This is a genomic window from Aeromonas sp. 600282, assembly GCF_049175755.1.
In the GTDB taxonomy this organism is placed as follows: Bacteria; Pseudomonadota; Gammaproteobacteria; order Enterobacterales; family Aeromonadaceae; genus Aeromonas; species Aeromonas veronii_A.
Genome location: NZ_JAAKVR010000005.1, coordinates 202,195 through 224,727 on the forward strand (window position 1 = coordinate 202,195; position 22,533 = coordinate 224,727).

At 57.7% G+C, this 22,533-nt stretch carries 26 protein-coding genes and 3 tRNA genes; 22 read left to right on the forward strand and 7 right to left on the reverse strand.

Annotated elements, in window-relative coordinates:
* Positions 1-1,231: 1,231 nt before the first annotated feature.
* A complete protein-coding gene (locus G5137_RS07535) occupies positions 1,232-2,473 on the reverse strand; it encodes a dicarboxylate/amino acid:cation symporter (protein WP_040069277.1) in 1,242 nt (413 codons plus the stop codon).
* 270 nt (positions 2,474-2,743) lie between these two features.
* On the opposite strand from G5137_RS07535, the gene G5137_RS07540 reads away from it, so the two are divergent.
* The 3 genes from G5137_RS07540 to G5137_RS07550 all read left to right on the forward strand — a co-directional run bounded on the left by G5137_RS07540 (position 2,744) and on the right by G5137_RS07550 (position 6,212).
* On the forward strand, positions 2,744-3,028 hold the full coding sequence (locus G5137_RS07540) for a pyrimidine/purine nucleoside phosphorylase (protein WP_421255173.1): 285 nt from the start codon (positions 2,744-2,746) through the stop codon (positions 3,026-3,028).
* A 152-nt stretch (positions 3,029-3,180) separates the two neighbouring features.
* A complete protein-coding gene (locus G5137_RS07545; RefSeq protein WP_421208999.1) occupies positions 3,181-4,566 on the forward strand; it encodes an L-serine ammonia-lyase in 1,386 nt (461 codons plus the stop codon).
* A 275-nt stretch (positions 4,567-4,841) separates the two neighbouring features.
* Complete coding sequence (locus G5137_RS07550) at positions 4,842-6,212, forward strand: L-serine ammonia-lyase (protein ID WP_005336844.1); 1,371 nt, start codon at positions 4,842-4,844, stop codon at positions 6,210-6,212.
* Positions 6,213-7,065: 853 nt separating this feature from the next.
* Here G5137_RS07550 and G5137_RS07555 read toward each other — a convergent pair.
* Positions 7,066-7,344 (reverse strand): YcgL domain-containing protein, encoded by a 279-nt coding sequence (locus tag G5137_RS07555; RefSeq protein ID WP_421255174.1) that lies wholly within the window; start codon positions 7,342-7,344, stop codon positions 7,066-7,068.
* Positions 7,345-7,451: 107 nt separating this feature from the next.
* Between G5137_RS07555 and minC the strand changes: the two genes are divergently transcribed.
* From minC to mtgA, 5 genes are all read left to right on the forward strand, one after another.
* Positions 7,452-8,171, forward strand: a complete 720-nt coding sequence (gene minC, locus G5137_RS07560) for a septum site-determining protein MinC (protein ID WP_013723728.1) — start codon at positions 7,452-7,454, stop codon at positions 8,169-8,171.
* Positions 8,172-8,189: 18 nt separating this feature from the next.
* Complete coding sequence (gene minD / locus G5137_RS07565; protein ID WP_005336847.1) at positions 8,190-9,002, forward strand: septum site-determining protein MinD; 813 nt, start codon at positions 8,190-8,192, stop codon at positions 9,000-9,002.
* 2 nt (positions 9,003-9,004) lie between these two features.
* Entirely contained in the window at positions 9,005-9,274 is a 270-nt protein-coding gene (gene minE / locus G5137_RS07570; RefSeq protein ID WP_005345779.1) for a cell division topological specificity factor MinE, read from the forward strand.
* Between the two features lie 196 nt (positions 9,275-9,470).
* Positions 9,471-9,797: an HI1450 family dsDNA-mimic protein gene (locus G5137_RS07575; RefSeq protein ID WP_421255175.1), complete on the forward strand. Its 327-nt coding sequence runs from the start codon at positions 9,471-9,473 to the stop codon at positions 9,795-9,797.
* A complete protein-coding gene (mtgA, locus tag G5137_RS07580) occupies positions 9,782-10,573 on the forward strand; it encodes a monofunctional biosynthetic peptidoglycan transglycosylase (protein WP_410489648.1) in 792 nt (263 codons plus the stop codon). The genes G5137_RS07575 and mtgA overlap by 16 nt, the downstream gene beginning before the upstream one ends.
* Before the next feature lie 3 nt (positions 10,574-10,576).
* On the opposite strand, the gene G5137_RS07585 is transcribed toward mtgA, so the two are convergent.
* Positions 10,577-10,705 (reverse strand): hypothetical protein, encoded by a 129-nt coding sequence (locus G5137_RS07585; RefSeq protein ID WP_019445852.1) that lies wholly within the window; start codon positions 10,703-10,705, stop codon positions 10,577-10,579.
* Positions 10,706-10,852: 147 nt separating this feature from the next.
* On the opposite strand from G5137_RS07585, the gene G5137_RS07590 reads away from it, so the two are divergent.
* Positions 10,853-11,176, forward strand: coding sequence for an HI1450 family dsDNA-mimic protein (locus tag G5137_RS07590; RefSeq protein ID WP_005336851.1), 324 nt, complete (start codon positions 10,853-10,855; stop codon positions 11,174-11,176).
* A 55-nt stretch (positions 11,177-11,231) separates the two neighbouring features.
* On the opposite strand, the gene G5137_RS07595 is transcribed toward G5137_RS07590, so the two are convergent.
* Entirely contained in the window at positions 11,232-11,543 is a 312-nt protein-coding gene (locus G5137_RS07595; protein ID WP_005345788.1) for a DUF1289 domain-containing protein, read from the reverse strand.
* A gap of 1 nt (position 11,544) precedes the next feature.
* Complete coding sequence (locus tag G5137_RS07600) at positions 11,545-12,423, reverse strand: CvfB family protein (RefSeq protein ID WP_005345791.1); 879 nt, start codon at positions 12,421-12,423, stop codon at positions 11,545-11,547.
* 231 nt (positions 12,424-12,654) lie between these two features.
* Between G5137_RS07600 and G5137_RS07605 the strand changes: the two genes are divergently transcribed.
* From G5137_RS07605 to G5137_RS07620, 4 genes are all read left to right on the forward strand, one after another.
* On the forward strand, positions 12,655-13,869 hold the full coding sequence (locus G5137_RS07605; RefSeq protein WP_421243529.1) for a YecA family protein: 1,215 nt from the start codon (positions 12,655-12,657) through the stop codon (positions 13,867-13,869).
* Between the two features lie 170 nt (positions 13,870-14,039).
* Positions 14,040-14,504 carry a MarR family winged helix-turn-helix transcriptional regulator gene (locus G5137_RS07610; RefSeq protein WP_005345795.1) on the forward strand — a complete coding sequence of 155 codons (465 nt, stop codon included), beginning with the start codon at positions 14,040-14,042 and terminating at the stop codon, positions 14,502-14,504.
* Between the two features lie 2 nt (positions 14,505-14,506).
* Entirely contained in the window at positions 14,507-14,695 is a 189-nt protein-coding gene (locus G5137_RS07615) for a DUF4250 domain-containing protein (protein WP_204383253.1), read from the forward strand.
* 163 nt (positions 14,696-14,858) lie between these two features.
* Positions 14,859-15,038, forward strand: a complete 180-nt coding sequence (locus G5137_RS07620) for a hypothetical protein (RefSeq protein ID WP_421255176.1) — start codon at positions 14,859-14,861, stop codon at positions 15,036-15,038.
* Positions 15,039-15,222: 184 nt separating this feature from the next.
* Here G5137_RS07620 and G5137_RS07625 read toward each other — a convergent pair whose 3' ends face one another.
* Complete coding sequence (locus tag G5137_RS07625) at positions 15,223-15,810, reverse strand: FMN-dependent NADH-azoreductase (RefSeq protein WP_005352326.1); 588 nt, start codon at positions 15,808-15,810, stop codon at positions 15,223-15,225.
* Between the two features lie 226 nt (positions 15,811-16,036).
* On the opposite strand from G5137_RS07625, the gene G5137_RS07630 reads away from it, so the two are divergent.
* The 4 genes from G5137_RS07630 (at position 16,037) to G5137_RS07645 (ending at position 19,452) form a co-directional block, all read left to right on the forward strand.
* Complete coding sequence (locus G5137_RS07630) at positions 16,037-16,927, forward strand: DMT family transporter (protein WP_224967576.1); 891 nt, start codon at positions 16,037-16,039, stop codon at positions 16,925-16,927.
* An 85-nt stretch (positions 16,928-17,012) separates the two neighbouring features.
* Positions 17,013-18,191 carry a formate-dependent phosphoribosylglycinamide formyltransferase gene (gene purT / locus G5137_RS07635; protein WP_421255177.1) on the forward strand — a complete coding sequence of 393 codons (1,179 nt, stop codon included), beginning with the start codon at positions 17,013-17,015 and terminating at the stop codon, positions 18,189-18,191.
* Between the two features lie 126 nt (positions 18,192-18,317).
* A complete protein-coding gene (hxpB, locus tag G5137_RS07640; protein WP_421204960.1) occupies positions 18,318-18,977 on the forward strand; it encodes a hexitol phosphatase HxpB in 660 nt (219 codons plus the stop codon).
* Positions 18,978-19,248: 271 nt separating this feature from the next.
* Positions 19,249-19,452: a CPXCG motif-containing cysteine-rich protein gene (locus G5137_RS07645; RefSeq protein WP_005336871.1), complete on the forward strand. Its 204-nt coding sequence runs from the start codon at positions 19,249-19,251 to the stop codon at positions 19,450-19,452.
* Between the two features lie 174 nt (positions 19,453-19,626).
* Here the strand turns inward: G5137_RS07645 and G5137_RS07650 are convergent, their stop codons facing one another.
* A complete protein-coding gene (locus tag G5137_RS07650; RefSeq protein ID WP_216978855.1) occupies positions 19,627-20,244 on the reverse strand; it encodes a riboflavin synthase subunit alpha in 618 nt (205 codons plus the stop codon).
* A gap of 132 nt (positions 20,245-20,376) precedes the next feature.
* Here G5137_RS07650 and G5137_RS07655 point away from each other — a divergent pair, with 132 nt between their 5' ends.
* The 5 genes from G5137_RS07655 to G5137_RS07675 all read left to right on the forward strand — a co-directional run bounded on the left by G5137_RS07655 (position 20,377) and on the right by G5137_RS07675 (position 22,533).
* On the forward strand, positions 20,377-20,583 hold the full coding sequence (locus G5137_RS07655; protein WP_005345813.1) for a YaeP family protein: 207 nt from the start codon (positions 20,377-20,379) through the stop codon (positions 20,581-20,583).
* 149 nt (positions 20,584-20,732) lie between these two features.
* The gene (locus tag G5137_RS07660; protein ID WP_040069252.1) at positions 20,733-22,112 is read left to right on the forward strand and encodes an MATE family efflux transporter; all 1,380 of its coding nucleotides are present in this window, start codon (positions 20,733-20,735) and stop codon (positions 22,110-22,112) included.
* A gap of 159 nt (positions 22,113-22,271) precedes the next feature.
* A tRNA-Val gene (locus G5137_RS07665) sits at positions 22,272-22,348 on the forward strand.
* Positions 22,349-22,361: 13 nt separating this feature from the next.
* Positions 22,362-22,438: transfer RNA gene (locus tag G5137_RS07670), tRNA-Val, on the forward strand.
* Between the two features lie 18 nt (positions 22,439-22,456).
* A tRNA-Val gene (locus tag G5137_RS07675) sits at positions 22,457-22,533 on the forward strand.

The window sequence follows — 22,533 nt, forward strand, 5'->3', positions numbered from 1 at the left end:
CGTATTGCACTCACATGACTCACGCAGATGTACCGCCCACGCAAATCGCTGCTCGCACCCAGCCCAGCCAGAGGATACGCCTCTGGCCTATTGCGCACCTCACTCTTGCTGCGGCCATGTCTATACCGAGACCGACGGGAAAATTGGCGGTGATAAAACAGCCAGCTGCTACTCTGTATCCCCCCGATGCACCGCTCTCCTCCCTATGAACCCAGTATATTGCTGTAAAAATGCGGAGACTCCGGACTGATAAAGTGATGGTAAGACAAGGGCTGGCAACCAGATTGTCTCCATAGACTTCTTTTGGATGAGCTATCTACGTCAGGAATCGTCAAACTATGGCCTTACACACTTTTTATGGCCTCAATGGCACTGTTGCAAGGGTGAAAACTTATAAAACGCCACTAAAGCTCCATACAAGACCCACCACCAAGCCAACCAGCATCTCAACAACCAATTGAATTTAAATGAAATAATCATAAAAACAGAATCTTGAATGCCTACCATGCCAGAGCAGGTGATAAAATCAGCTCAATATGACAAAAACAGCCATTTCAACCAACCCAAAACATAAAATGGCTATTTTATCAATTTACACCTTGTTTTACCCCCTTGTTATGGTATCTTGACTACATCAACCAACAACTTAGGGAGAGAAAAATGAAAGAGTTTGTCGTTACTGCCGTTTTCACGGTGTTTTTCACCCTGGTTGCTGTCTCTCTGCCCTCACTGTCACAGTTCTGAGCCGGATAGAGAGGCATCAATCCGGACCGACCCTCTTTGCCATGTCTGTTTAATCACCACCAACTGGCGCTTTTCAGTAATAATGCCGAGATGGTCAACATAGATATGATTTCATCACGTTGACGCTGTTTCTTTCGCCACAAGGGTGTAACCAGGATGGTTTAACCATATGGCTTGATGGAGTAGAACCAGCAGCAAATCATATCCGAGGGGAGCGAGGCTCCCCTTTTTGTTACCCGCCGTTTGACAATCCCCTACCCCGGCATCTACAACAGGCCGGTTAACGCCATACGGCCCATGCCCACAACTGATGTTTTCCCCTCCTGTGCTATCCATTCAACACAGCTAAATCCGTCAGCAATCTCTTGTGCACACCTTTGCTCTGATGCTTGTCCGGCAGATATAAAAAGCCCCCGCCATCATGGCAGGGGCTCGCGTTACGCAGTGTCAGCTCAGGGCTGTTATATCTCAGTCCAGCTCAAAGCAATTATGCCTTGTTCCAGCGCTCTGGGTCATATTCCGGGCTAAAGCGGTCAACAATGACAGCACAGGCCGCATCGCCGGTGATATTGAGGGAGGTGCGGATCATGTCGAACAGACGATCCAGCGCGAACAGCAGCGGCAACCCTTCAATGGGGATCCCGGCCGCCAGCAGCACGGCAACCACCAGGAAGCTTGGGCCCGGCACACCGGCCTGACCGATCGCCCCCAGAGTGGAGGTCACAATGATGGCCGCCCAGGCGCCGACGCTCAGATCGATGTTGTAAACCTGCGCGAAGAAGATGGCGACCAGGCCGTAATAGATGGCGTTGCCACTCATGTTGATAGTGGCACCCAGCGGCAACACGAAGGAGGCGGTCGCGTTGGTCACTTTCAGATCATGCTCGCAGGTCTCCATATTGACCGGCAGGGTCGCCATGGAAGAGGCGGTGGAGAAGGCCACGATCTGCGGCTTCTTCATGGCAGAGAGGTACTTCATCACCGGCGTGTTGGAGAACATCATCACCAGCAGCGGATAAACCACGAAGCCGAAGATGAGGATGGCAGCCACATAGACCACGAATAGCTTGAGTACCAGGGTCAGCACATCGAAGCCATAGGTACCGATGGCTTCCGCCATCAGACCGAACACCCCGAGCGGCGCGATGATCATCACCTTGTTGATCATCCAGACGAAGGCATCCACCAGGGTATTGAGCCCATCGACCAGTGGCTTGGCCCGCTCGCGCGGCTGTTTGGCCAGCGCAATGCCGAGGAACATGCAGAACACCAGGATCTGCAGGATGTTCGCTTCGTTGAGGGAGTTGAAGACGTTGGTGGGGATCATGCCAAGCAAGGTGGCGACTGCATCCGGCAACGCCCCTTTATCGGCATAGTCACCGCCAAACATGGAAGCGACGGAAGCGAAATCGACCCCGACACCCGGTTTGAAGATCTGCCCCATCACCAGTGCCAGCAACACGGCCAACGCTGAGGTCACGAGGAAGAAGGCCAGCGTAGCCGCACCGATCTTGCCCGCAGCGGGGCTGGCGCCCAGATTGGCGGCGCCGGAGAGGATGGCTACCGCCACCAGCGGGATCACCAGCATCTTGATCAGCTGGATAAACAGGGTACCGAGCGGTGCAAACACGATGGCTTGTTCACCCATGAACGCGCCGACCACTGCGCCCAGTACCATGGCGACCACAACCTGGAAGCCGATATTTTTTATGAGTCCTTTAGTTAACACAATATGTTCCTTTATGTAGCAAAATTCACACTTTTCCCAGTGCAATTAACCAAACAGGGGAATGAGCGGCTGCCCATTCCCCTGTTTGCGCGTGTTATCTCACATTTAATTGCTGTTTTAAATCAGCAAATCATTAACCTTGGCTATTAATAAGTTTGCGAAAAAGTGAAGATTCAAAGCGGCCTCGGCGATTTTTACCTCATCCCCCATGACAACTGGCAAAAGATTGTGCTAGTTTGGCTGCACAAACGTACACACAGGGATGTAAAGATGCTGAAAGTTAAAGAGTATTTCGACGGAAATGTAAAATCCATCGGTTTCGAACAAAAAGGCGAGAAATCAACCGTCGGGGTGATGAACGCCGGTGACTACCTGTTCAACACTGCCGCCCCCGAACGGATGACAGTGATCAAGGGCGCCCTCACCATCCAGCTGGCTGATGAAGATGAGTGGCACACCTACAGCCAGGGTGAATCCTTCCTGGTGGCCGGTCACTCCTCCTTCAAACTGGAAGTGACAACTCCCACTGCCTATCTGTGCGAATTTCTCGACTGATCAGGCCGGTTGAAGGGGAGCACCCCCTTCAACCTTATTGGCCCCCCCAGCCCCATTATCTGTGTCCATGTCACAGCACCGCACATCCCCGCTTTTCATCCATGGCAAAAATCCTAGAATAAACAGACATAAACCATCACCGGAGTGGTGTCATGATCAGTGTGTTTGACCTTTTCTCTATCGGTATCGGCCCCTCCTCTTCCCATACAGTCGGTCCTATGCGCGCCTCTTATGCTTTTGTGCAGCAGCTCAAGCTCCATGGCCATCTGCCTCATACTGCGCGAGTCGAAGTGGAGTGTTACGGCTCGCTGGGACAGACCGGCAAGGGACACGGTACCGGCAAGGCGATCATTCTGGGGCTGTCGGGCTTTGAACCGGAATCTGTCGATATCGATGCCATCCCCGCCATTCTGGCACACGTGGAAAAGGAGCAGAGCCTACAGTTGGCTGGCGAACAGCCAAGCTATTTTCCCCGCATCGGTGCCATCATCTTCAACCGCCGCAAAACCCTGCCGGCCCACACCAACGGCATGACTCTGCGGGCCTTTGATAAAGAGGAAAACCTGCGCTTCAGCCAGACCTACTACTCCATCGGGGGCGGCTTCATCATTGAAGAGAGCCACTTTGCTACCGCCAAGGAGGAGGCCGCCAAGTCCGATGCCGAACACCCTGTCCCCTATCCGTTCGACAGCGGCGCCCAACTGCTGGCCCACTGTCAGGAGAGCGGCCTCTCCATCTCGGGGCTGATCCTGGCCAATGAGCGGGTCTTTCGCAGCGATGAGCAGATAAAAGCGGGGCTGCGCAAGATCTGGCAGGCGATGCAAGGCTGCGTCGATCGTGGCTGCAAGAGCGAAGGGGTGCTGCCGGGAGGCCTCAAGGTTCGGCGCCGCGCCCCGGGGCTGTTCCGCCAGTTAAGCTGCGAGACCAACTTCAACAAGGATCCGCTGATGGTGATGGAGTGGGTCGATCTCTTTGCGCTGGCGGTCAATGAAGAGAACGCCGCCGGTGGCCGGGTGGTCACCGCCCCCACCAATGGCGCTGCGGGCATCATCCCCGCCGTGCTGCACTACTACGATCGCTTCGTCCACAAGGTGGATGACGAGACGCTGATCCGCTACTTCCTCACCGCGGCTGCCATCGGCATCTTATATAAGAAGAATGCCTCCCTGTCGGGAGCGGAAGTGGGCTGTCAGGGTGAGGTTGGCGTGGCCTGCTCCATGGCGGCCGGCGCGCTGACCGAACTCTTGGGTGGCAGCCCGGCCATGGTGGAAAACGCCGCCGAGATCGGCATGGAGCACAACCTCGGGCTCACCTGCGATCCTATTGGCGGGCTGGTACAGGTGCCCTGCATCGAGCGCAACGCCATGGGCGCAGTGAAAGCGATCAATGCAGCTCGTCTCGCCCTGCGCGGCACCGGCGAGCACAAGGTGTCGCTGGACAAGGTGATCAAGACCATGTGGGAGACCGGCAACGACATGAAGACCAAATACAAGGAGACGGCCCGTGGTGGCCTCGCCGTTAACATTACCGAATGTTAAAAAACGGAAAGTGAATCCATTTGGTTCCGAAATGCCCGGCATCGCCGGGTATTTTTATGGGCAAACGCTTAACAAAATGGATAAGCACAAAAATAAATTTTATACTCGCGCCTCAGATTCAACAAAAATAGATCTATTTCAACTTTTTTTAGGTCTGGAGCCGTTACACTACGGTTATCTGGTTCTGTGACCTGCGCTGACAAGCGCGTTCCATGGATCTCCCAAATTTCTGTGAGTGGGCATGCCGCCCCCTTCTACCCTGAGGTAATAGTGACATGATCAGCGTTTTTGATATCTTCAAAATCGGTGTAGGCCCCTCTTCTTCCCACACTGTTGGCCCGATGAAAGCGGCCAAGCAGTTTGTTGACGAGCTGCGCGCGGGCGGCAAGATCCGCGATGTAACCCGGATCAATGTCGATGTCTACGGCTCCCTCTCCTGGACTGGCAAAGGCCACCATACCGACACTGCCATCATCATGGGCCTGGCTGGCAACCTGCCGGAAAATGTCGATATCGATGCCATCCCCGAGTTTATCTCCCGTGTTGAGCAGACCGAGCGCCTGCCGATCGGCCTGCACTGCCACACCGTCAGCTTCCCGCGCGACGCCATGGTATTCCACGACGAAGCCCTGCCGCTGCACGAAAACGGCATGAAGCTGACTGCCCTGATCGAAGATGAAGTGGTCTACAGCAAGACCTATTACTCCATCGGTGGTGGCTTTATCGTTGACGAAGAGAACTTCGGCAAGGCTGACAGCGGCGACATGTCCGTACGCTATCCGTTCAAGAGCGCCGCTGAGCTGGTTGCCCATTGCAGCCAGACCGGTCTCTCCATCTCTGCCCTGATGATGGAAAACGAGAAGTGCTTCAACACTCCGGAAGAGATCTACAAGAAGTTCGGCAAGATCTGGAACACCATGCGCGAAGGTATCGAGCGCGGCTGCCGTACCGAAGGCGTGCTCTCCGGCCCGCTGCGCGTACCCCGTCGTGCCGCGCCGCTCTATCGTCAGCTCAACACCAACGAGAACCTCTCGAGCGATCCGATGAACATCGTTGACTGGGTCAACATGTTCGCTCTGGCCGTGAGTGAAGAGAACGCTGCCGGTGGCCGCGTGGTCACTGCCCCGACCAACGGCGCTGCCGGTATCATCCCGGCCGTACTGGCTTACTACGACAAGTTCATCCAGCCGGTTGGCCGCGACGAGTACACCCGCTTCTATCTGGCTGCCGGTGCCGTCGGCATCCTCTACAAAATGAACGCCTCCATCTCCGGCGCCGAAGTGGGCTGTCAGGGTGAAGTGGGTGTCTCCTGCTCCATGGCTGCTGCCGGTCTAACCGAGCTGATGGGCGGTAGCCCGGAGCACGTTTGCGAAGCCGCCGAGATCGGTATGGAACACAACCTGGGTCTGACCTGTGATCCGGTTGCCGGTCAGGTACAGGTGCCTTGCATCGAGCGTAACGCCATCGCCGCCATGAAGGCAGTCAACGCCTCCCGTATGGCCCTGCGTCGTACCTCCAAGCCGCGCGTCTCCCTGGACAAGGTGATCGAGACCATGTACATCACCGGCAAGGACATGGACTCCAAGTACCGTGAAACCTCCCGTGGCGGTCTGGCCATCAAGGTGATGCAGGTTGCCTGCGAATAAATAAGGGTTGCGACCCTCATCTGAACTAAGGCGGGATATCCCGCCTTTTTTATTGCCCGAATGGGATGCCGGGCACTTATACCGGCATACCGACCATTTCACTGTAGGGCGTCGCTGATATACCCTGCTACGCCACCGCAATGCGGATTGCCTTGTCTGCATACCTCTCTAATTACATACCTTGATTAACTCTTCTCAATGCATTGAGAGGGACATTACGCCCCTACATGAAACCTGTACCTGCTATCTTGCCCCGGTCACAATTTCACAACTAATCGATATCGAGATGGCCCCTCAGCTCAATATCCCCCCTTTGGTCATACCCTTGTTTGGCAAGACGCGGTTACCGCTCACCCTGCGGATTATCACGCCGCCACATTGATTGCCTCCTATGTGGTACTTTCGTGATCAGGGCAAACAATCAAGCACACAAACAGAGGGTTAGCTCATCATTTTAGCCACAGCGCATCGCACAAACTGGTTTTAGCACAGTTATCACCGCCCTCTTTACGCCCTATTTGATGTAAAACGCATCGGGCAGTGGAGGCCAAAAAGCGCCCAAGGAAGAGGCTGAAAATAATCGATGAATGAGCCAATAGTCGTTGAAATGGAGGATATGAGTACGCGCTACTCGCTATTTTTGTGAGCGCCAGCAAAGGTTGAGGATATGGTGTTGGGAGCAGATTGACTTTCTATTTAAACAGCGAAAAGTGAATATCACCAAAGGGAGGGTTTAATTTGGCCAGATCCTGTCACGGGATTATCGCAAGCTACCTCTTCGGGGCCGAAATGCGTCATGCAGAGTCACAAAGAATTAGCCCCGCTTGGCAGAACGCACAACGGGGCTGGATATTCAGGCTGGTTTTTTCAGGCTGGCCTTGTGTTGCTCCAGCAAATTCTCGGGGGGCGGCGGCACCTGCAGGTAGAAGCCCTGAGTCGTCAGCGCCTCCATTACCTTGCCAACATCGGCCATTCCCAAGGGCTTAGCGGGGTCCAGTTTGGTCATCAATACCAGTTCTGGGCGGCCAAACACCCCCATCAAGGGCGCGGGGACGCGGGAAAAATCCTCTCTTCTCTCAACAAAAAGGTAGGTCTCGGCTTTTTTGCGACTTTTATAGACTGCACACAACATGGAAATTGATATAATCCGACGAGTTTATTGCCTCTGATGGGGGCAAACTATAACATCAGGAATTGAATAACAATAACGGATTAGCATCTCTGCCTCGGGGAAGATTCATGGTTGAGCGCGATAACGAATTGAAAGGGACCACCTTCACTATTTCTGTGTTGCATATCAGCGATGGCGAGCCTGAGCGGATACGTCAGTTGTTGGCCGAAAAAGTGGCCCAGGCACCCTACTTTTTTAATTGTGCGCCGCTGGTGATCAATGTTTCCCGACTGGAACATATTCCCGATTTCGAACAGCTCAAGGAGCTGGTGGAGTCCGAAGAGTTTGTGCTGGTTGGCATCACGGGGGCGCGCAGTGAAGAGATGAAGACGGCCGCCAAGGCGGTGGGACTGGCAGTGATGGCCTCGGGCAAGAGTCGCAAGAGCGAACCGGAACCCGAGCCTGCCCCCGCGCCAGCCGCCCCTGAGGTGGTTCCCGAGCCCGAACCCGCCCCCTTGATCCCGAGCAAGGTACATGTGGGACCGGTTCGTTCCGGCCAGCAGATTTATGCCGCCGGTACCTCGTTGGTGGTGCTGGGGTCCGTCAGTCCAGGAGCCGAAGTGCTCGCCGACGACAGCATTCATATTTATGGCACCCTGCGTGGCAGAGCCATTGCCGGTGCCCGGGGAAACACCCAGGCCCGGATCTATTGCCAGCAATTACAGGCCGAGCTGCTCTCCATCGCGGGCACATTCCAGCTGAGCGATGCATTGCCGGCAGGCCTGATCCAGCAACCGGTACACGTCCGGCTGGACAATGAACAACTCCGAATAGACCGTATCAAATAGAGTTACAAGGAAGCGAGAATGGCGCGAATCATAGTCGTTACATCGGGTAAAGGTGGCGTTGGCAAGACCACAACCAGTGCGGCCCTGAGCACCGGCTTAGCCCAGCGTGGTCACAAGACAGTGGTCATTGACTTTGACATCGGTCTGAGAAACCTGGATCTCATCATGGGCTGCGAGCGGCGCGTGGTGTATGACTTCGTCAACGTCATCAATGGGGAAGCAAACCTCAATCAGGCGCTGATCAAGGACAAACGCTCGGAAAATCTGTTTATCCTGCCCGCCTCCCAGACCCGGGACAAAGATGCCCTCACCCGTGAGGGGGTCGAGAAGATCCTGGATCAACTGGCGGAGATGAAGTTCGATTACATCGTCTGCGACTCCCCGGCGGGGATCGAGGCGGGCGCACTGATGGCGCTCTATTTTGCCGATGAAGCGATCGTCACCACCAACCCGGAAGTCTCTTCCGTGCGTGACTCCGACCGCATCCTTGGCATCCTGGCCTCCAAGTCTCGCCGCGCCGAGCGTGGCGAAGACCCCATCAAGGAGCACCTGCTGCTGACCCGCTACTGCCCGACCCGCGTCAACCGCGGCGACATGCTGAGCGTGCAGGATGTGCAGGAGATCCTGGCCATCCCGCTGCTCGGGGTGATCCCGGAGTCCCAGGCGGTGCTGCGCGCCTCCAACTCCGGCGAACCGGTCATCCTGGACAAGGAGTCCGATGCCGGTCAGGCCTACGAAGATGCGGTGTCCCGCCTGCTGGGCGATGCCAAGGAATTTCGTTTTCTGGAAGAAGAGAAGAAGGGCTTCTTTAGCCGACTGTTCGGGAGTTAAACATGTCATTATTGGATTATTTTCGTTCCAACAAGAAACAGAACACCGCACAACTGGCCAAAGAGCGGTTGCAGATCATCGTTGCTCACGAGCGTTCATCCAGAGGGGGGCCGGATTACCTGCCCCAGCTCAAGCAGGATATCCTCGATGTGATCCGTAAATACGTCAACATTGATCCGGAGAAGATAACCGTTCAACTGGATCAGAAGAGTGATGAGCTGTCAGTGCTGGAGCTCAACATCACCTTCGCCGATGACAACAAGAAGGGATGAGCTGACGCCCTATGCGTGACCCCTTCCCCCAATGAAACCGGATCCCCTGGCAGGATCCGGTTTTTTATTGGCACAAAAACAGGTCACAGCGGCTCGCCTCATCTCGCCAAGGGGTCTGCCGACCGCTAGAATAGCGCCGCCCCGCAGGCAGTGATCTGCGCTGGCACCTTTTTCTCTTTTCTGGAACAGACCGCTTATGTCTATGAATGACGAAATGCACAGCGTCGAGGAACTGCTCGATACCGCCCTCGAACTCTTTATGGAGCTGGCCTCTGACAACCTGCCGGGGCAGGAGATCGCCCGTTTCAATCAGGAGTTCAACGACCGCGGCCTGCTGGCCGAAACCGACCCGGCCGATGACTGGGAAGCGGACGTGGGTTTTGCGGTGAGCGACACCGACTATGCCGAGATCTGGGTTGGCCTTGGCAATGAAGAACAAGAGTATGAGCATCTGTTTGCCCGCATGCTGCTCTCCCGCCGTGTTGACGAGAAGTTCTGCCACATCGAATGGCTGCCCCAATAATTCCGGATCCCGATGATCCCAGCCACTATCAGTGGGAGTCTAGCCCTGACGCCGTGGCCCCCGTACGCCCATCTGCATCCCTTGGGCGCCGGGTGTTGAGGTGGGCAGGCAAGATCGCGCTGGCCGGGCTGCTCTGCTCGGTCGGCTCGGTCGCCTTGCTGCGCTTTATCGATCCGCCGATGTGGAGCTGGCGTATCGAGCGGGCCCTCTTTCCGCCCGCCAAGATCACCCAGGTGCGCCATCAATGGGTAGATCTGGAGTCCATCTCCAAGGAGCTGCAACTGGCGGTGATCGCCGCCGAGGATCAGCGCTTTGCCGATCACAACGGCTTTGACATGGATGCCATCAACGCGGCCCTCAAGCACAACCAGCACAGCGAACGGGTGCGCGGCGCCAGCACCCTCAGTCAGCAGACCGCCAAGAACCTCTTTATGTGGAGTGATCGCAGCTTCCTGCGCAAGGGGCTGGAGGCCTGGTTTACCCTGCTGATGGAGCTGGGTTGGGACAAGGCCCGTATTCTCGAGGTCTATCTCAATATCGTGGAGTTCGGCCCCGGCATCTATGGCGCCGAAGCCGCTGCCCGCACCTACTTTGGCAAACCGGCCAGCCGCTTGACCCGCTACGAGTCATCCCTGCTGGCTGCTGCCCTGCCCAATCCGTGGCGCTATCGGGTCAAGCCCCCTTCACCCTATGTGCAGAAGCGCTCGGTCTGGATCCGCCGCCAGATGGGACAACTGGGCCAGATCACCCTCAATCGGGTGCATCAGGCCGACTGATCCTCAGGGCTCATCGGGTTTCTCCGGTGGGCCCAGATGGCCGCCCACCGTTTCGCGGTGAAGCGGCAGATAGTGCCACCACCAGGCCTCGCGCCGTCGCTTGATCTGTTGCCGCCGTCCCCGCTGCTTCATCCCCTTACTCCCTGCCAGCTGATCCGCGCCTTAACCATACTCCCCCAACGGCAACTTGGACAGGCCAGCCACGCCCGGCGCACTGGTCTGGCCGCCACAGCCAATAATTGTTACAGTAACGAACCTCGATGTATCTGGAGTGATTTCATGGAACAGCGTACCCCGGATCAGCTGGTCGAATGGGCCTATGATCAGTTTCTTGAGCAGGCCGCCGATATGCTGGCCCCCGAACAAATAGTCGACATCACCCTGGAGTTTGAGCAGCGTGGCGCCGTGGAGGCGACCCTGCCCAATGCCGACTGGTCGACCGAGCTGGGTGAACCGGTCGATATGGAGCGCTGGGTCGAAGTGTGGGTCGGTTTGCTGGATCATCAGGATGAGTTTGAGGTGATCTTCGCCACCTTCCTGCTGCCCCGTCTGCTGACCGAAGATCAAGTGCATGTGCGCTGGCATCGCCAGCAGCAGGCATAAAAAAGGCGCCATCGGCGCCTTTCTTGTTTCTATTTTCACTTAATTCAGTTTTCTGCTAATCCTGCGCCGCGATGGCCTTGGCCAGACAGCGGCGGCACCAGCAAGCGCTGGCCTCCTGCATCGGCAGTACCGGCAACTGGCTGCACCAGCACTGCGCAATGGTCTGACCGGCAGAGACGGCGCAATAGGCCGGTTCGCCACAACCCGGACAGAGGTGAGTACTTTTCGAGCCATTCAGCTCGGCCATCACCGCCAGCTGGGCCTTGCTATCCATCGCCGACCAGTGGCCGATCTCGCTCAGGGTGCGGCCACAACCAAGGCAAAGCCCGTCTTTCGCCTTGCAGAGGCCAACACAGGGGCTCGGCATCTTATTCGCTATCCTGCGCCTGCTCACCTGCTTGTACCTGCGCGGCACCGGCGTCGGTCAGGGTAATGGCGTTATCTTCGATGACAATCTTGCCCTGCTTGTAGAGGCCGCCGATCGCCTTCTTGAAGGTGCCCTTGCTCATGCTGAACAGCTTGTAGATGAGCTCGGGTTCGCTCTTGTCACCCACCGCCAGACTGCCGCCCTGCTTTTTCATCCGGCTCAGAATGCGCTCACCGGCATCATCGACCCGCGCCAGACCCGGCTTTTGCAGGGTCAGATCGAGCTTGCCATCTTCGCGCACCTGCTTGACCCAGGCGGTTTGCGGCCGACCGGTCATCACTCGGCCAAACACTTCGTTCTTGAACAGCATGCCGGGATACTGACCGTTGACGATCACCTTGATACCTAGAGGAGAATGCTCCCCCGGCAGCGCGGTCACTTCGTCACCGACCTTGAAGTTGCTGCCGGCCGGTGTCAGGAAACGCTCGATGCGGCTGGTGCCGACCATGCGTCCTTCGTTATCCAGTTGCAGACGCACCAGATAGACGTGGCCCACCTGCATCGGCTTGTTCTGCTCGCGGCTGGGCACAAACAGATCCTTTTTCATGCCCCAGTCGAGGAAAGCACCAATCTTGTTGGCATTGACCACTTTCAGACCGGCAAATTCGTCCACCATGGCAAACGGCTTGTCGGTGGTGATCACCGGCTCGCAATCGGCATCCAGATAGAGGAAGACCTGCACGCTATCCCCCTCTTTCACCCCTTCCGGCAGTTGACGCTTGGGCAGCAGCAGTTCACCGTACTCATCGGCCGCAAGCCAGGCGCCGCGATCTTCGAGTTCAACAACGGTGAGGGTGTTCATCTTGCCAATCTGTATCATGGTGCTCTCTTTTCTCATTACCCGGATGGGCCAATTGATCATGGCCCCTATGGGCGCGCATGTTACCTCAAGAGCGGTGATCCGGCCTAGTCCCCAAGCCACCACTGGCCGCCATTTCGCCCTTATCTTATCCGCCAATGGTGATTAAATCGCCAAACAGGCGGCCATTTGCTGCAAATAACCCCACTTTTAGGTAGACTTCGCGGCTGTTCAAATCCAGAGGAACTGTCGATGAACCCATCCACTCGTACCCGCCATCTTAATCAATGGATCCAGAGCCACAGCCAGCAAGACATGACCTACCCGGCCCTGCACGGTTTTCTCTGTGCCCGTCTGGTAGGGCCAGAGACCCCTGACTGGCAACGCCCGCTGGCTGGATTGCTGGAACAGGATGCCGAGTTGGATGAAAAAAGCGCAGAAGCCCTCAACCATCTGATCGCCGAGCTGGAAGCCCAGGCCGACGACGCCCAGCTGGCACTGCCGAGCCAATGCCGCCTGCCCAGCGATAACCCGGAGCAGGTGTTCGAGCAGAGCCATCCCCTCGGTCAGTGGTGCTACGGTTTCAGCCAGGGCTTTGCCACCTGGCCCAAGCCGAAGGATTTGAACGACCCGACCACCCAGTACCGCTTCAGTCTGGCCGCCGAGCTGAGCCTGTTTCGCGACAAGCAGATGGCCCAGATGCTCTATAGCGCCGCCGCCAGCGAACTCCCCTTTGTCGAGTTCTGCAAACGACAGCGCCAGAATATGAAAACCGCCCTCAACCAGTTGCTCAACCTCGACCAGTATCAGGCAGCTCCCAGCGCTGATGTCTCCCTCAATGGCGAACAGGCCCAACAGTGGCAGACCTGGTTCGAACTGGCCGACAGCTGCCGCGATCATCAGGCCCGCCTCGGCTGGTTCGAGAAGATCATCGCCGATGCCACTCCGCTCTTTGATGAAGCCTTTTGGCAGCAAATCGCTGGCCACGGCTGGAGTGCCCCCGAACTGCGCCCCCTGCTGGCCGCCAGAGCCGGGCGCGCCGACTGCCTGTTGCGGCTTGGCAAGCTGGGTGAAGCCAAAGCGGAGTATCTGGATCTGCTGACGATCTGCGTGGCCGATGAGCTGGGTTGCCGCTACAACCTCTCCACTCTCTATGCACTGCAAGGGGATTGGCAGGCGCTGGCCGCCCTGCTGGTGCGCTTTGATGAAGCTTCCAGCTGGTTGCTATACAACAAGGCGCTGATGGTCTTTGCCACCGAGGGTGCCGAGGCAGCCAAGCCCCATCTGCTGGTCGCCATCGAGGCCAACCCGCACATTCCTGCCTGCCTGCTGGGTCAGCGCAAGCTGCCCAAACAGGAGCCGCAAAGCTGGCAAGCGGGCAGCCGTGACGAGGCGGCGCTCTACGCCATCCACACTCGCGAGGCTTGGCTCAAGCAGAACGCCCTCATCTGGTTGCGTAAAGGCTGAACAGCGTTGGCTTAAAATCCCGTCGGTCAGACCCGGTTTTTCCTTGAGGGCGTGCGCCACCGCACATTTCATCGCAACCGGGTCAGACAAATCAGCTTGAGTTTCGTATCATCAATGTCAAAGTATCAAAAGAAACTGCATCTGATGCAGCCGTCACAGCAGGGTGTAATATGTCAAAAATCATAGCGTTACTCGCTCACTACCCGCCCTATCAGTTGGTACATGCCGCCGAGATGCTACGGGATACCTTCGAACAGTTTTATGAACAGCGTTACCAGCTGACCGTGCCGCAATGGCGCCTGATGATGGTGCTCGGCCCCAACTACCCCATCAGCCAGAAAGAGCTGGTCGAGGCGAGCGGCATGGACAAGGTGCGCATCTCCCGCGAGATCCGCCGTCTGGTCGAAAAAGGGATCATCTTCACCGAGAGCAGCGAGCAGGACAAACGCATCAGCCTGGTCTCCCTCACCAATGCCGGCCAGGCACTCTTCCTGCAGCTCAAGAGCGAAGCTGGCAGCTGGCAACATACCCTGACCGACTATCTGCCGAGCGAATCCCGCGAGGCGATCCGCCAGCATCTGCACAGCGTCAGCGCCGCCATCGAGCAGCTGCAATCACTGGATCGGGAGAAATAATCATGGATTTGAAAAAGTTCGCCACCATGGATATCAACATGCTGTTGAGCGTCGTCAATATGCAGCTGCGTGATCACTATGACGACCTGGATGATCTCTGCAAGGCGCAGGAGATCGATCAAGCAGCACTGGAAGCGCGGCTCGCCAGCGGCGATTTTCACTACCAGCCGGCGCAGAAACAGTTCAGATAAAGAGAGCTAGCGGGATCGGGATCACAGCGCCAGTGATGGCGCTGGCTCTGCGGTAAAAACCTGATATGGTCTGAAGAGCCCCAACAGGGTGATGCACGGATACATCACCCTGTCACAAGAGGGCATTAAAATCGTTTCAGGTGAGCAAACCAAGGATGACCCCATGATACTGATGACCCGACAGAGCCTGTTGATCACGCTCTGCACCCTGTTGATGATCAGCCTCTTCACGCCCCACTTGCCGCAAAGTACCGAACAGTGGCTAACCACCCTCCTGCTTGGCCTGCTGGTCGCGGTGGCACTGCTGCTGGCGCGCGGTTGTCGCCGCTTTATGATGGAGTAGTGACTCCGCCAGAGCGTCCATACCGACCGCTTGCCGCGATACTCTCTGTAGCAGCAACGCCTGTCACAATCATATCGAGCCAAAAAACAAACGCAGCCTGATGGCTGCGTTCTTGTATCTGGTGGGGCAACCCCTTGAAGAGATAACCCCTGACGGGATAGAGAGCCCTTATAAAAGAGAGCCCTTAGATAGCCAGAGCCTCAAGCTGCGCTTTGGCCGCTTCCATCCCCTTGCTCTGGGCATCCGGGCCCATCCCCATCCCTTCGGCGTAGATGAAATCCACCTCTTTGATACCGATGAAACCGAGCACGGTACGCATGTAGGGAGTGACCAGATCGGTGGCGCTGCCGACGTGCATGCCGCCGCGGGGGCTGATCACCAGCGCACGGGTATTTTCAACCATACCCACCGGACCGGTCTCGGTGTAGCGGAAGGTGACGCCAGCACGAGCCACCAGATCGATCCAGTTTTTCAGCTGGGTCGGGATGTTGAAGTTGTACATGGGGGCCGCAATCACCACCAAGTCGCTCGCTTTCAGTTCGGCGATCAGCTCGTCGGACTGGGCGATCACCGCCAGTTGACGCTCATTGAGGTTATCACCACCACGCAGGCCGGAGGCCAGCTCGCCATCCAGCACCGGCAGGTTGAGGGCCGCCAGATCACGCACGGTGACGGCATCATCTTGATGATCAGCCAGGAAGCCGTCGATCAGGGCGTTGGATTGGGAATATTGACCCAGGATGCTGGATTTGAGTACGAGGATATTGGCCATGGTGAAACTCCATTTGGTTGTCGGTTGAACAGCCTTGCTGTCGATGGAGGTCACTCTAAACATTGTGCTTATTTGCTGATAGCGAAAATAGATGCTCAACTTGTTCAAATTTTTTGATGCAAGGCCACTTCCTCGCCAGCCAACCCTGCGGCCGCGCTTCCACCCTTGGCAGAACAAACGATTGCCGTTATGATCCGCCGCACTTTTTTCCAGCGACCCGGATCCCATGATACCCTCGCGCAGGCACTCTCCTTTGGCCGGTGCAGTCTGGATGATGGTGGCAGGACTCTGCTTCGCCGCCGTCAACAGCCTGAGCCAGTATGTCAGCTTCAAGCTTGGCCTCCCATCGACTCAGGTCGCCTTCCATCAATACCTGATCGCCCTGATCTGCCTGCTGCCCTGGCTGGTTCGTCATGGCTTGCGCCAATCCCTGATGACCAATCAGTTCCGGTTGCACCTGTTGCGGGTATTGCTGGCAGTGATCGGCATCCAGCTCTGGCTCTGGGCACTGGCGTACCCCGTCCCCATCTGGCAGGGGATCGCCCTGCTGATGACCTCACCGCTGTTTGCCACCCTGGGCTCCGCCCTGCTGCTCAAGGAGCAGGTGAGCCGCACCCGCATTCTGGCCACCCTGGCGGGCTTTGCCGGCGCCATGCTGATCCTCGCCCCCTGGACTGACGAGTTCAACTGGGCCTCCCTGCTGCCGGTGGCGGCGGCGCTGTTCTGGGCCGGCTACTCCCTGATGGTGCGCTATCAGGCGGCCAACGAATCATCCCACACCATTGTGGTCTATCTGCTTATCTTTAGTACCCCGTTCAACATCATGCTGGCCCTGCCGGAGTGGCAGTGGCCAAGCGAGAGCCAGTGGCTGCTGGTAGCCGCCTCCGGCGTGCTGACGGCACTGGCCCAAATGTCCATCGCTCGCGCTTACAGCGTGGCAGAGGCCTCCTTCGTGCAGCCTTTCGATTTTGCCAAGCTGCCGATGAACGTGCTGGCGGGCTGGCTGGTATTTGGCTGGGCGCCCCCCGGCCGTCTGTGGCTTGGCGCCGCCATCATCATTGGCGCCATTACCTTGCTGACCCATCTGGAGCAGCGCGCTCACAAACCCGTTTCCTGAGGTACGCCATGCGTGCCTCTTTTTTTGTCCGCTATTCGTGCGATAGCGATCATCAACAATGACCATCGACATCAGGAGAGATCGTATGTTTGGAACCGCAACCCGCCCCGGCGCCACCCGTGCCCTGCTGCTGGGCTCCGGCGAACTTGGCAAAGAGGTCGCCATCGAGTTGCAACGGTTCGGGATCGAAGTGATCGCCGCCGACCGCTATGCCAACGCCCCCGCCATGCAGGTGGCCCACGCAGCCCACGTGCTGGACATGCTCGATGGCAACGCCCTGCGTGCCCTGGTTGCCGAGGTTAAACCCGACCTCATCATCCCCGAGATTGAAGCGATTGCCACTGATACCCTGGCTGCCCTTGAGCAAGAAGGGGTCAAGGTAGTGCCCAACGCCTGCGCTACCCAACTCACCATGAACCGGGAAGGGATCCGCCGCCTCGCCGCCGAGACCCTGGGTCTGCCCACCTCACCCTATCGTTTTGCCCAAAGCAAAGAGGAGTTTGTCGCCGCCGTCGAGGCTATCGGCCTGCCCTGCGTGGTGAAACCTGTGATGAGTTCGTCCGGCAAGGGGCAGAGTGTACTGCGCGATCTCGCCAAGCTGGATGAGAGCTGGACCTACGCCCAGGAGGGTGGCCGCGCCGGTCGTGGCAAGGTGATCGTCGAGGGCTTCGTTCCCTTTGAGTACGAGATCACCCTGATCACGGTACGCGCCGTCGATGGCATTCACTTCTGCGACCCTATCGGCCACCGGCAGGAAGATGGCGACTACCGCGAATCCTGGCAGCCACAGGTGATGAGCGAGCTGGCGCTGGTCCGATCCAAAGAGGTAGCGGCCAAGGTGGTCGAGGCCCTCGGCGGTTACGGCCTGTTCGGGGTCGAACTCTTCATCAAGGGGGATGAGGTGTGGTTCAGCGAAGTCTCCCCCCGCCCCCACGATACCGGCATGGTGACCCTGATCTCGCAGGATCTCTCCGAGTTCGCCCTGCACGTGCGCGCCATTCTGGGGCTGCCGGTCGGCACCATCACCCAGTACGGGCCGAGTGCCTCCGCCGTGGTGTTGCGCGAAGGGCACAGCCAGGACATCCGCTATCAGGGAATTGGTGAGGCATTGGCGCTGGTGCCGGGCGCCCAGCTGCGGCTGTTTGGCAAGCCGGAGATCGCCGGTCGCCGCCGTCTTGGCGTGGCGCTGACCCGCGCAGCGGATTGCCAGGATGCGGTGGAAAAAGCCAAAGCTGTGGCCGCCAAGGTCGAAGTACTGTTCTAAGGGCTTTTTTGCCACAGCAAAACAAACGTTTGCCGATGTGATCGAGCGCAAGGGGCATGGCAATGCCCCTTTTGCATTTCCCCGTCAGGCTTATAATCCCCTCTTCAAATTTGTCAGGAGTACAAGATGTTAGCTGCCGTGATCTTCGATATGGATGGTGTTCTGATCGACTCGGAACCCTTTTGGCAACGGGCCCAAATCGCCGTTTTCTCCGATCTGGGCCACCCCCACACCGTCGAGGATTGTGAGTCGACCATCGGCGTGCGCATAGATCAGCTGGTTGCCCACTGGTATCGCCTGCGCCCGTGGAGCGGCCCGACTCAGGAAGAGGTGGTACAGCGCATTCTGGATCGGGTCAACGCCCTGATCCTCTCCGAAGGTCAGGCCAAAGCCGGTGTGCAGGAGGCGCTCGACCTTATCGAGGCCCGCGGCCTGAAAGTGGGTCTGGCGACCTCCTCACCCTTTGCCATGGTAGAAGCTGTACTCGGCAAACTCGGCATTCGCGATCGCTTTATGGCGGTTCACTCTGCGGAAATCGAGCGTTTCGGCAAACCGCACCCGGATGTCTATATCCACGCCGCCGAGAAACTGGGGGTGGAACCGGTGCACTGCTTGGCCATCGAAGACAGCTTTACCGGTTTGCTGGCGGCCAAGGCGGCCTCCATGACAGCGCTGATCGTGCCGGATCCCGCTTTAGTGGGCGACCCACGCTTGGCCATCGCCAACTACCAGCTCGGCTCGCTGGCCGAACTCAATGCCGACATGTTGGCCAGCTGGGTCAAATAGCGCCTATCGGCGCCTTGCTGCGCTCGCGTTCTCATATCCGCAGGGGGCTCCAGCCCCCTGTTATTGCCAAACAACCGTTGGCAATTCCCCTCTTTTCACCCGTCAATCACAACCGGATTGTGCTTATCGCACACGACCAGTCCAGCCGGTTTCACCTTGCCATCCCTCAGGCTTGATCTCTGTCATAAACGTGCGTTTGCTCGCGGTTAACCCCCTGCAGCCCGACTAGAATCAGGGTAGATAGGCGGCCTCAGGGCCCGAGGAGGTTATCATGATCGAGTACACCAGCAAGCGCATCGTCTGCCCCCACTGCGGCCACCATACCCGGGTCGAGCTGGATGCCAGCCAGGGTGATCAGGAGTTTTACGAAGATTGCATGGCCTGTTGCAATCCGATCCATCTGCGGCTTCACCGCGACGAAGCACGCGACTGTTTGCAGTTGTTTGTGGATGCAGACGACGAGCAACTGTTTTGATTACGAGTCACAAAAGGCCGAGCAGCTGTTTTGCATGCAAGTCGCAAAGAGCTGAGCAGATGTTGTGACTGCGAGCCATAAAAAGTTGAGTGGATTTTTTCACCATGTAAATAACAAGGGCCTGCACACTGCAGGCCCTTGCTTATGAGGGGATTGAAACAGAGCCGTTTCCTTTCAGTTACCCCCGCGTGCCGCCAGCACCCGCTCCACGGTATCGACGATGGCCTGGGTCTGAGGATCGATCTCGATATTGGTCTGCCAGCCAGCCTTGGCCCAACCCAGGTTGGTGCGGGCCAAGGTCTCGGGGATCAGGTGGACGCAGAACTCCCGCTCACGCACCTCGCCGATGGTCAGACTGATGCCGTCAATGCCGATGTACCCCTTGGTCAGCACATATTTCATCAGCTCGGGAGCAAGGCGATACCACACCTGACGGTTGTTGGGTGTGTCGATCACCGAGGTAACCTCTGCCATGCCGATGATATGGCCAGACATGGCATGACCGCCGATCTCGTCGCCAAAGCGGGCAGCCCGCTCCACATTGACCTTGTCCCCCACCTGCAGCTTGCCGAGGTTGGTCAGGCGCAGGGTCTCCTGCATCAAATCGAAGCTGACCAGCTCCCCCTCGACCCGGGTGACGGTCAAACAGCAGCCGTTGTGAGCGACCGAGGCACCGAGGGCCAACCCTTCCCCCCACTCCCGGCTGGGCATGCGGATCACATGGGTACGGAAGTTGGGTTGCTCTTCGATGGCCACCAGTTCGGCGGTCCCCTGCACTATGCCAGTGAACATCTCTCGTCTCCTGCTACTGCAAAAAGGGCAGGTTAACCTCGGGCAGAGGGTGAGACAAGGGTACAGGCTGACAAGCTTGCGCCCGATCGCTATAGTGACGCCGTTCACATCCGGGTAAACAAGGAAAAAGAAATGCAGGTATATCAATGTTGTGAAGCGATCCGTATCGCCTATAACCAGATTGGCTCCGGCGAGCAGGGCTATGTGCCAAACGCCATCGCCGCTACTATCCGCGCCCTCAACGCGGTCGCCGCTGATGAGCGGGTACCCGCCGAGCTGCGCGAGCAGGCTGCCTATGCCGCTGCCAACCTGCTGATCAGCGATCACGAAGACGCCTGATCCTGCCCCTTGGGGTGGCAACTATTTCGTCCTGGCTGAATTTCAGGCTAGAATGCCTCCCCCACCCTTTGCACTTTCGTCCGAAAGTGCAAAGGCTCTTCCCGATTTCCGCTCTTTTTTACTCTTATCTGATCCACTCGGAGGTGTCAGTGCAACGTTATTGGTCCGAGGCGAAGCAGCTCGTCCGTCTAGCCAGCCCCATTCTGGTCGCCCAGGTGGCTCAGGTCGCCATGAACTTCGTCGATACCGTGATGGCGGGTCAGGTGAGTGCGGTCGATCTGGCCGCCGTGTCGGTGGCGTCCAGCTTCTGGCTACCGGTGATCCTGCTGGTGCAGGGGATCATCATGGCGCTCACCCCCATCGTCTCCCAGCTCAATGGCGCCCGTAAACGCGAAGCCATTCGCCCGGCCGTTCATCAGGGTTTCTGGCTGGCACTGATCGTCACCCCGCTGGCGATGATTGCGCTTTATTACAGCCCGCTGGCGTTGCAGTTCATGGATGTGGAGCCTGTGATGGCCGCCAAGACCACTGGTTACCTGCACGCCATCCTGTGGGGCCTGCCCGCCTTCGTGATGTTCCAGGTGCTGCGCAACTTCAGTGAGGGGCTTTCCCACACCATGCCCACCATGGTGATCGGCTTTGTCGGGCTGGCGGTCAATATTCCCGCCAACTACATCTTCATCCACGGTCACTTCGGCATGCCCAAGCTTGGCGGGGTGGGTTGTGGCGTGGCCACGGCAATCGTGCTGTGGGCCATGCTGCTGGCGATGATCCTCTATGTGAAGCTCTCCCGTCACTTCACCGAGATCCGGCTCTTCTCCCAGCTGGCTCGCCCCAACGGCAGCCGGATCTGGCGCTTGTTCCGCTTAGGGTTCCCCATCGCCATGGCGATCTTCTGCGAGGTGACCCTGTTTACCGTGGTGGCCCTGATGCTGGCCCCCTTCGGCGCCGAGACGGTGGCGAGCCACCAGATTGCGCTGAACTTCTCCAGCCTGGTCTTTATGCTGCCCCTCTCCATCGGGGTGGGTGTCACCATCCGGGTCGGTCACAGCATCGGCGAAGGGCAGCCCCATCATGCTCGGGTGGCGGCTCGCACCGGCTTGATGCTGGGGATGGCCATTGCCGCTGCCACTGCCGCCATGACGGTGTTACTGCGCGAGCAGATCGCCTCCATCTATACCGATGATCAGCAGGTGATCGTCCTGGCGGCCATTTTGCTGTTCTTCGCCGCCATCTATCAGATCTCCGACTCGGTACAGGTGGTCGCGGCCGCCGCACTGCGCGGTTACAAGGATACCCAGGCGATTTTCTACGTCACCATCGTCGCCTACTGGGGACTGGGGCTGCCCACCGGCATGATCCTGGGTCTGACCGACTGGCTGGTGCCACGGATGGGGCCGCAGGGTTTCTGGATCGGCTTTATCGTCGGCCTCACCAGTGCGGCCCTGATGCTGGGGGCAAGATTGCGCTACATCTACGGCCGTTTTGCCACTCCGGAGGCCTGCACTACCCTGTCGCGATCTCAGTAACAGGGCTTGGCAAGCGACAACTCGCCTGCAAAATCAACAGGCTGCGCAAGAACTGGGCAAACAGTCTCCTTTGTGCATATGGCCTGTTGACAGCCTTGGGGGGCATGGGTAGTATGCCGACCACGTCAGCAGCGCTGGCGTAGTGAAGTAAGAGAAAGTGGGTTTATAGCTCAGTTGGTTAGAGCACTACCTTGACATGGTAGGGGTCGTTGGTTCGAATCCAATTAAACCCACCACTTTTTCTGAGATGCGTCCTTAGCTCAGCTGGTTAGAGCACCACCTTGACATGGTGGGGGTCGGTGGTTCGAATCCACTAGGACGCACCATTACAGAACACTGATTATGCGTCCTTAGCTCAGCTGGTTAGAGCATCACCTTGACATGGTGGGGGTCGGTGGTTCGAATCCACTAGGACGCACCA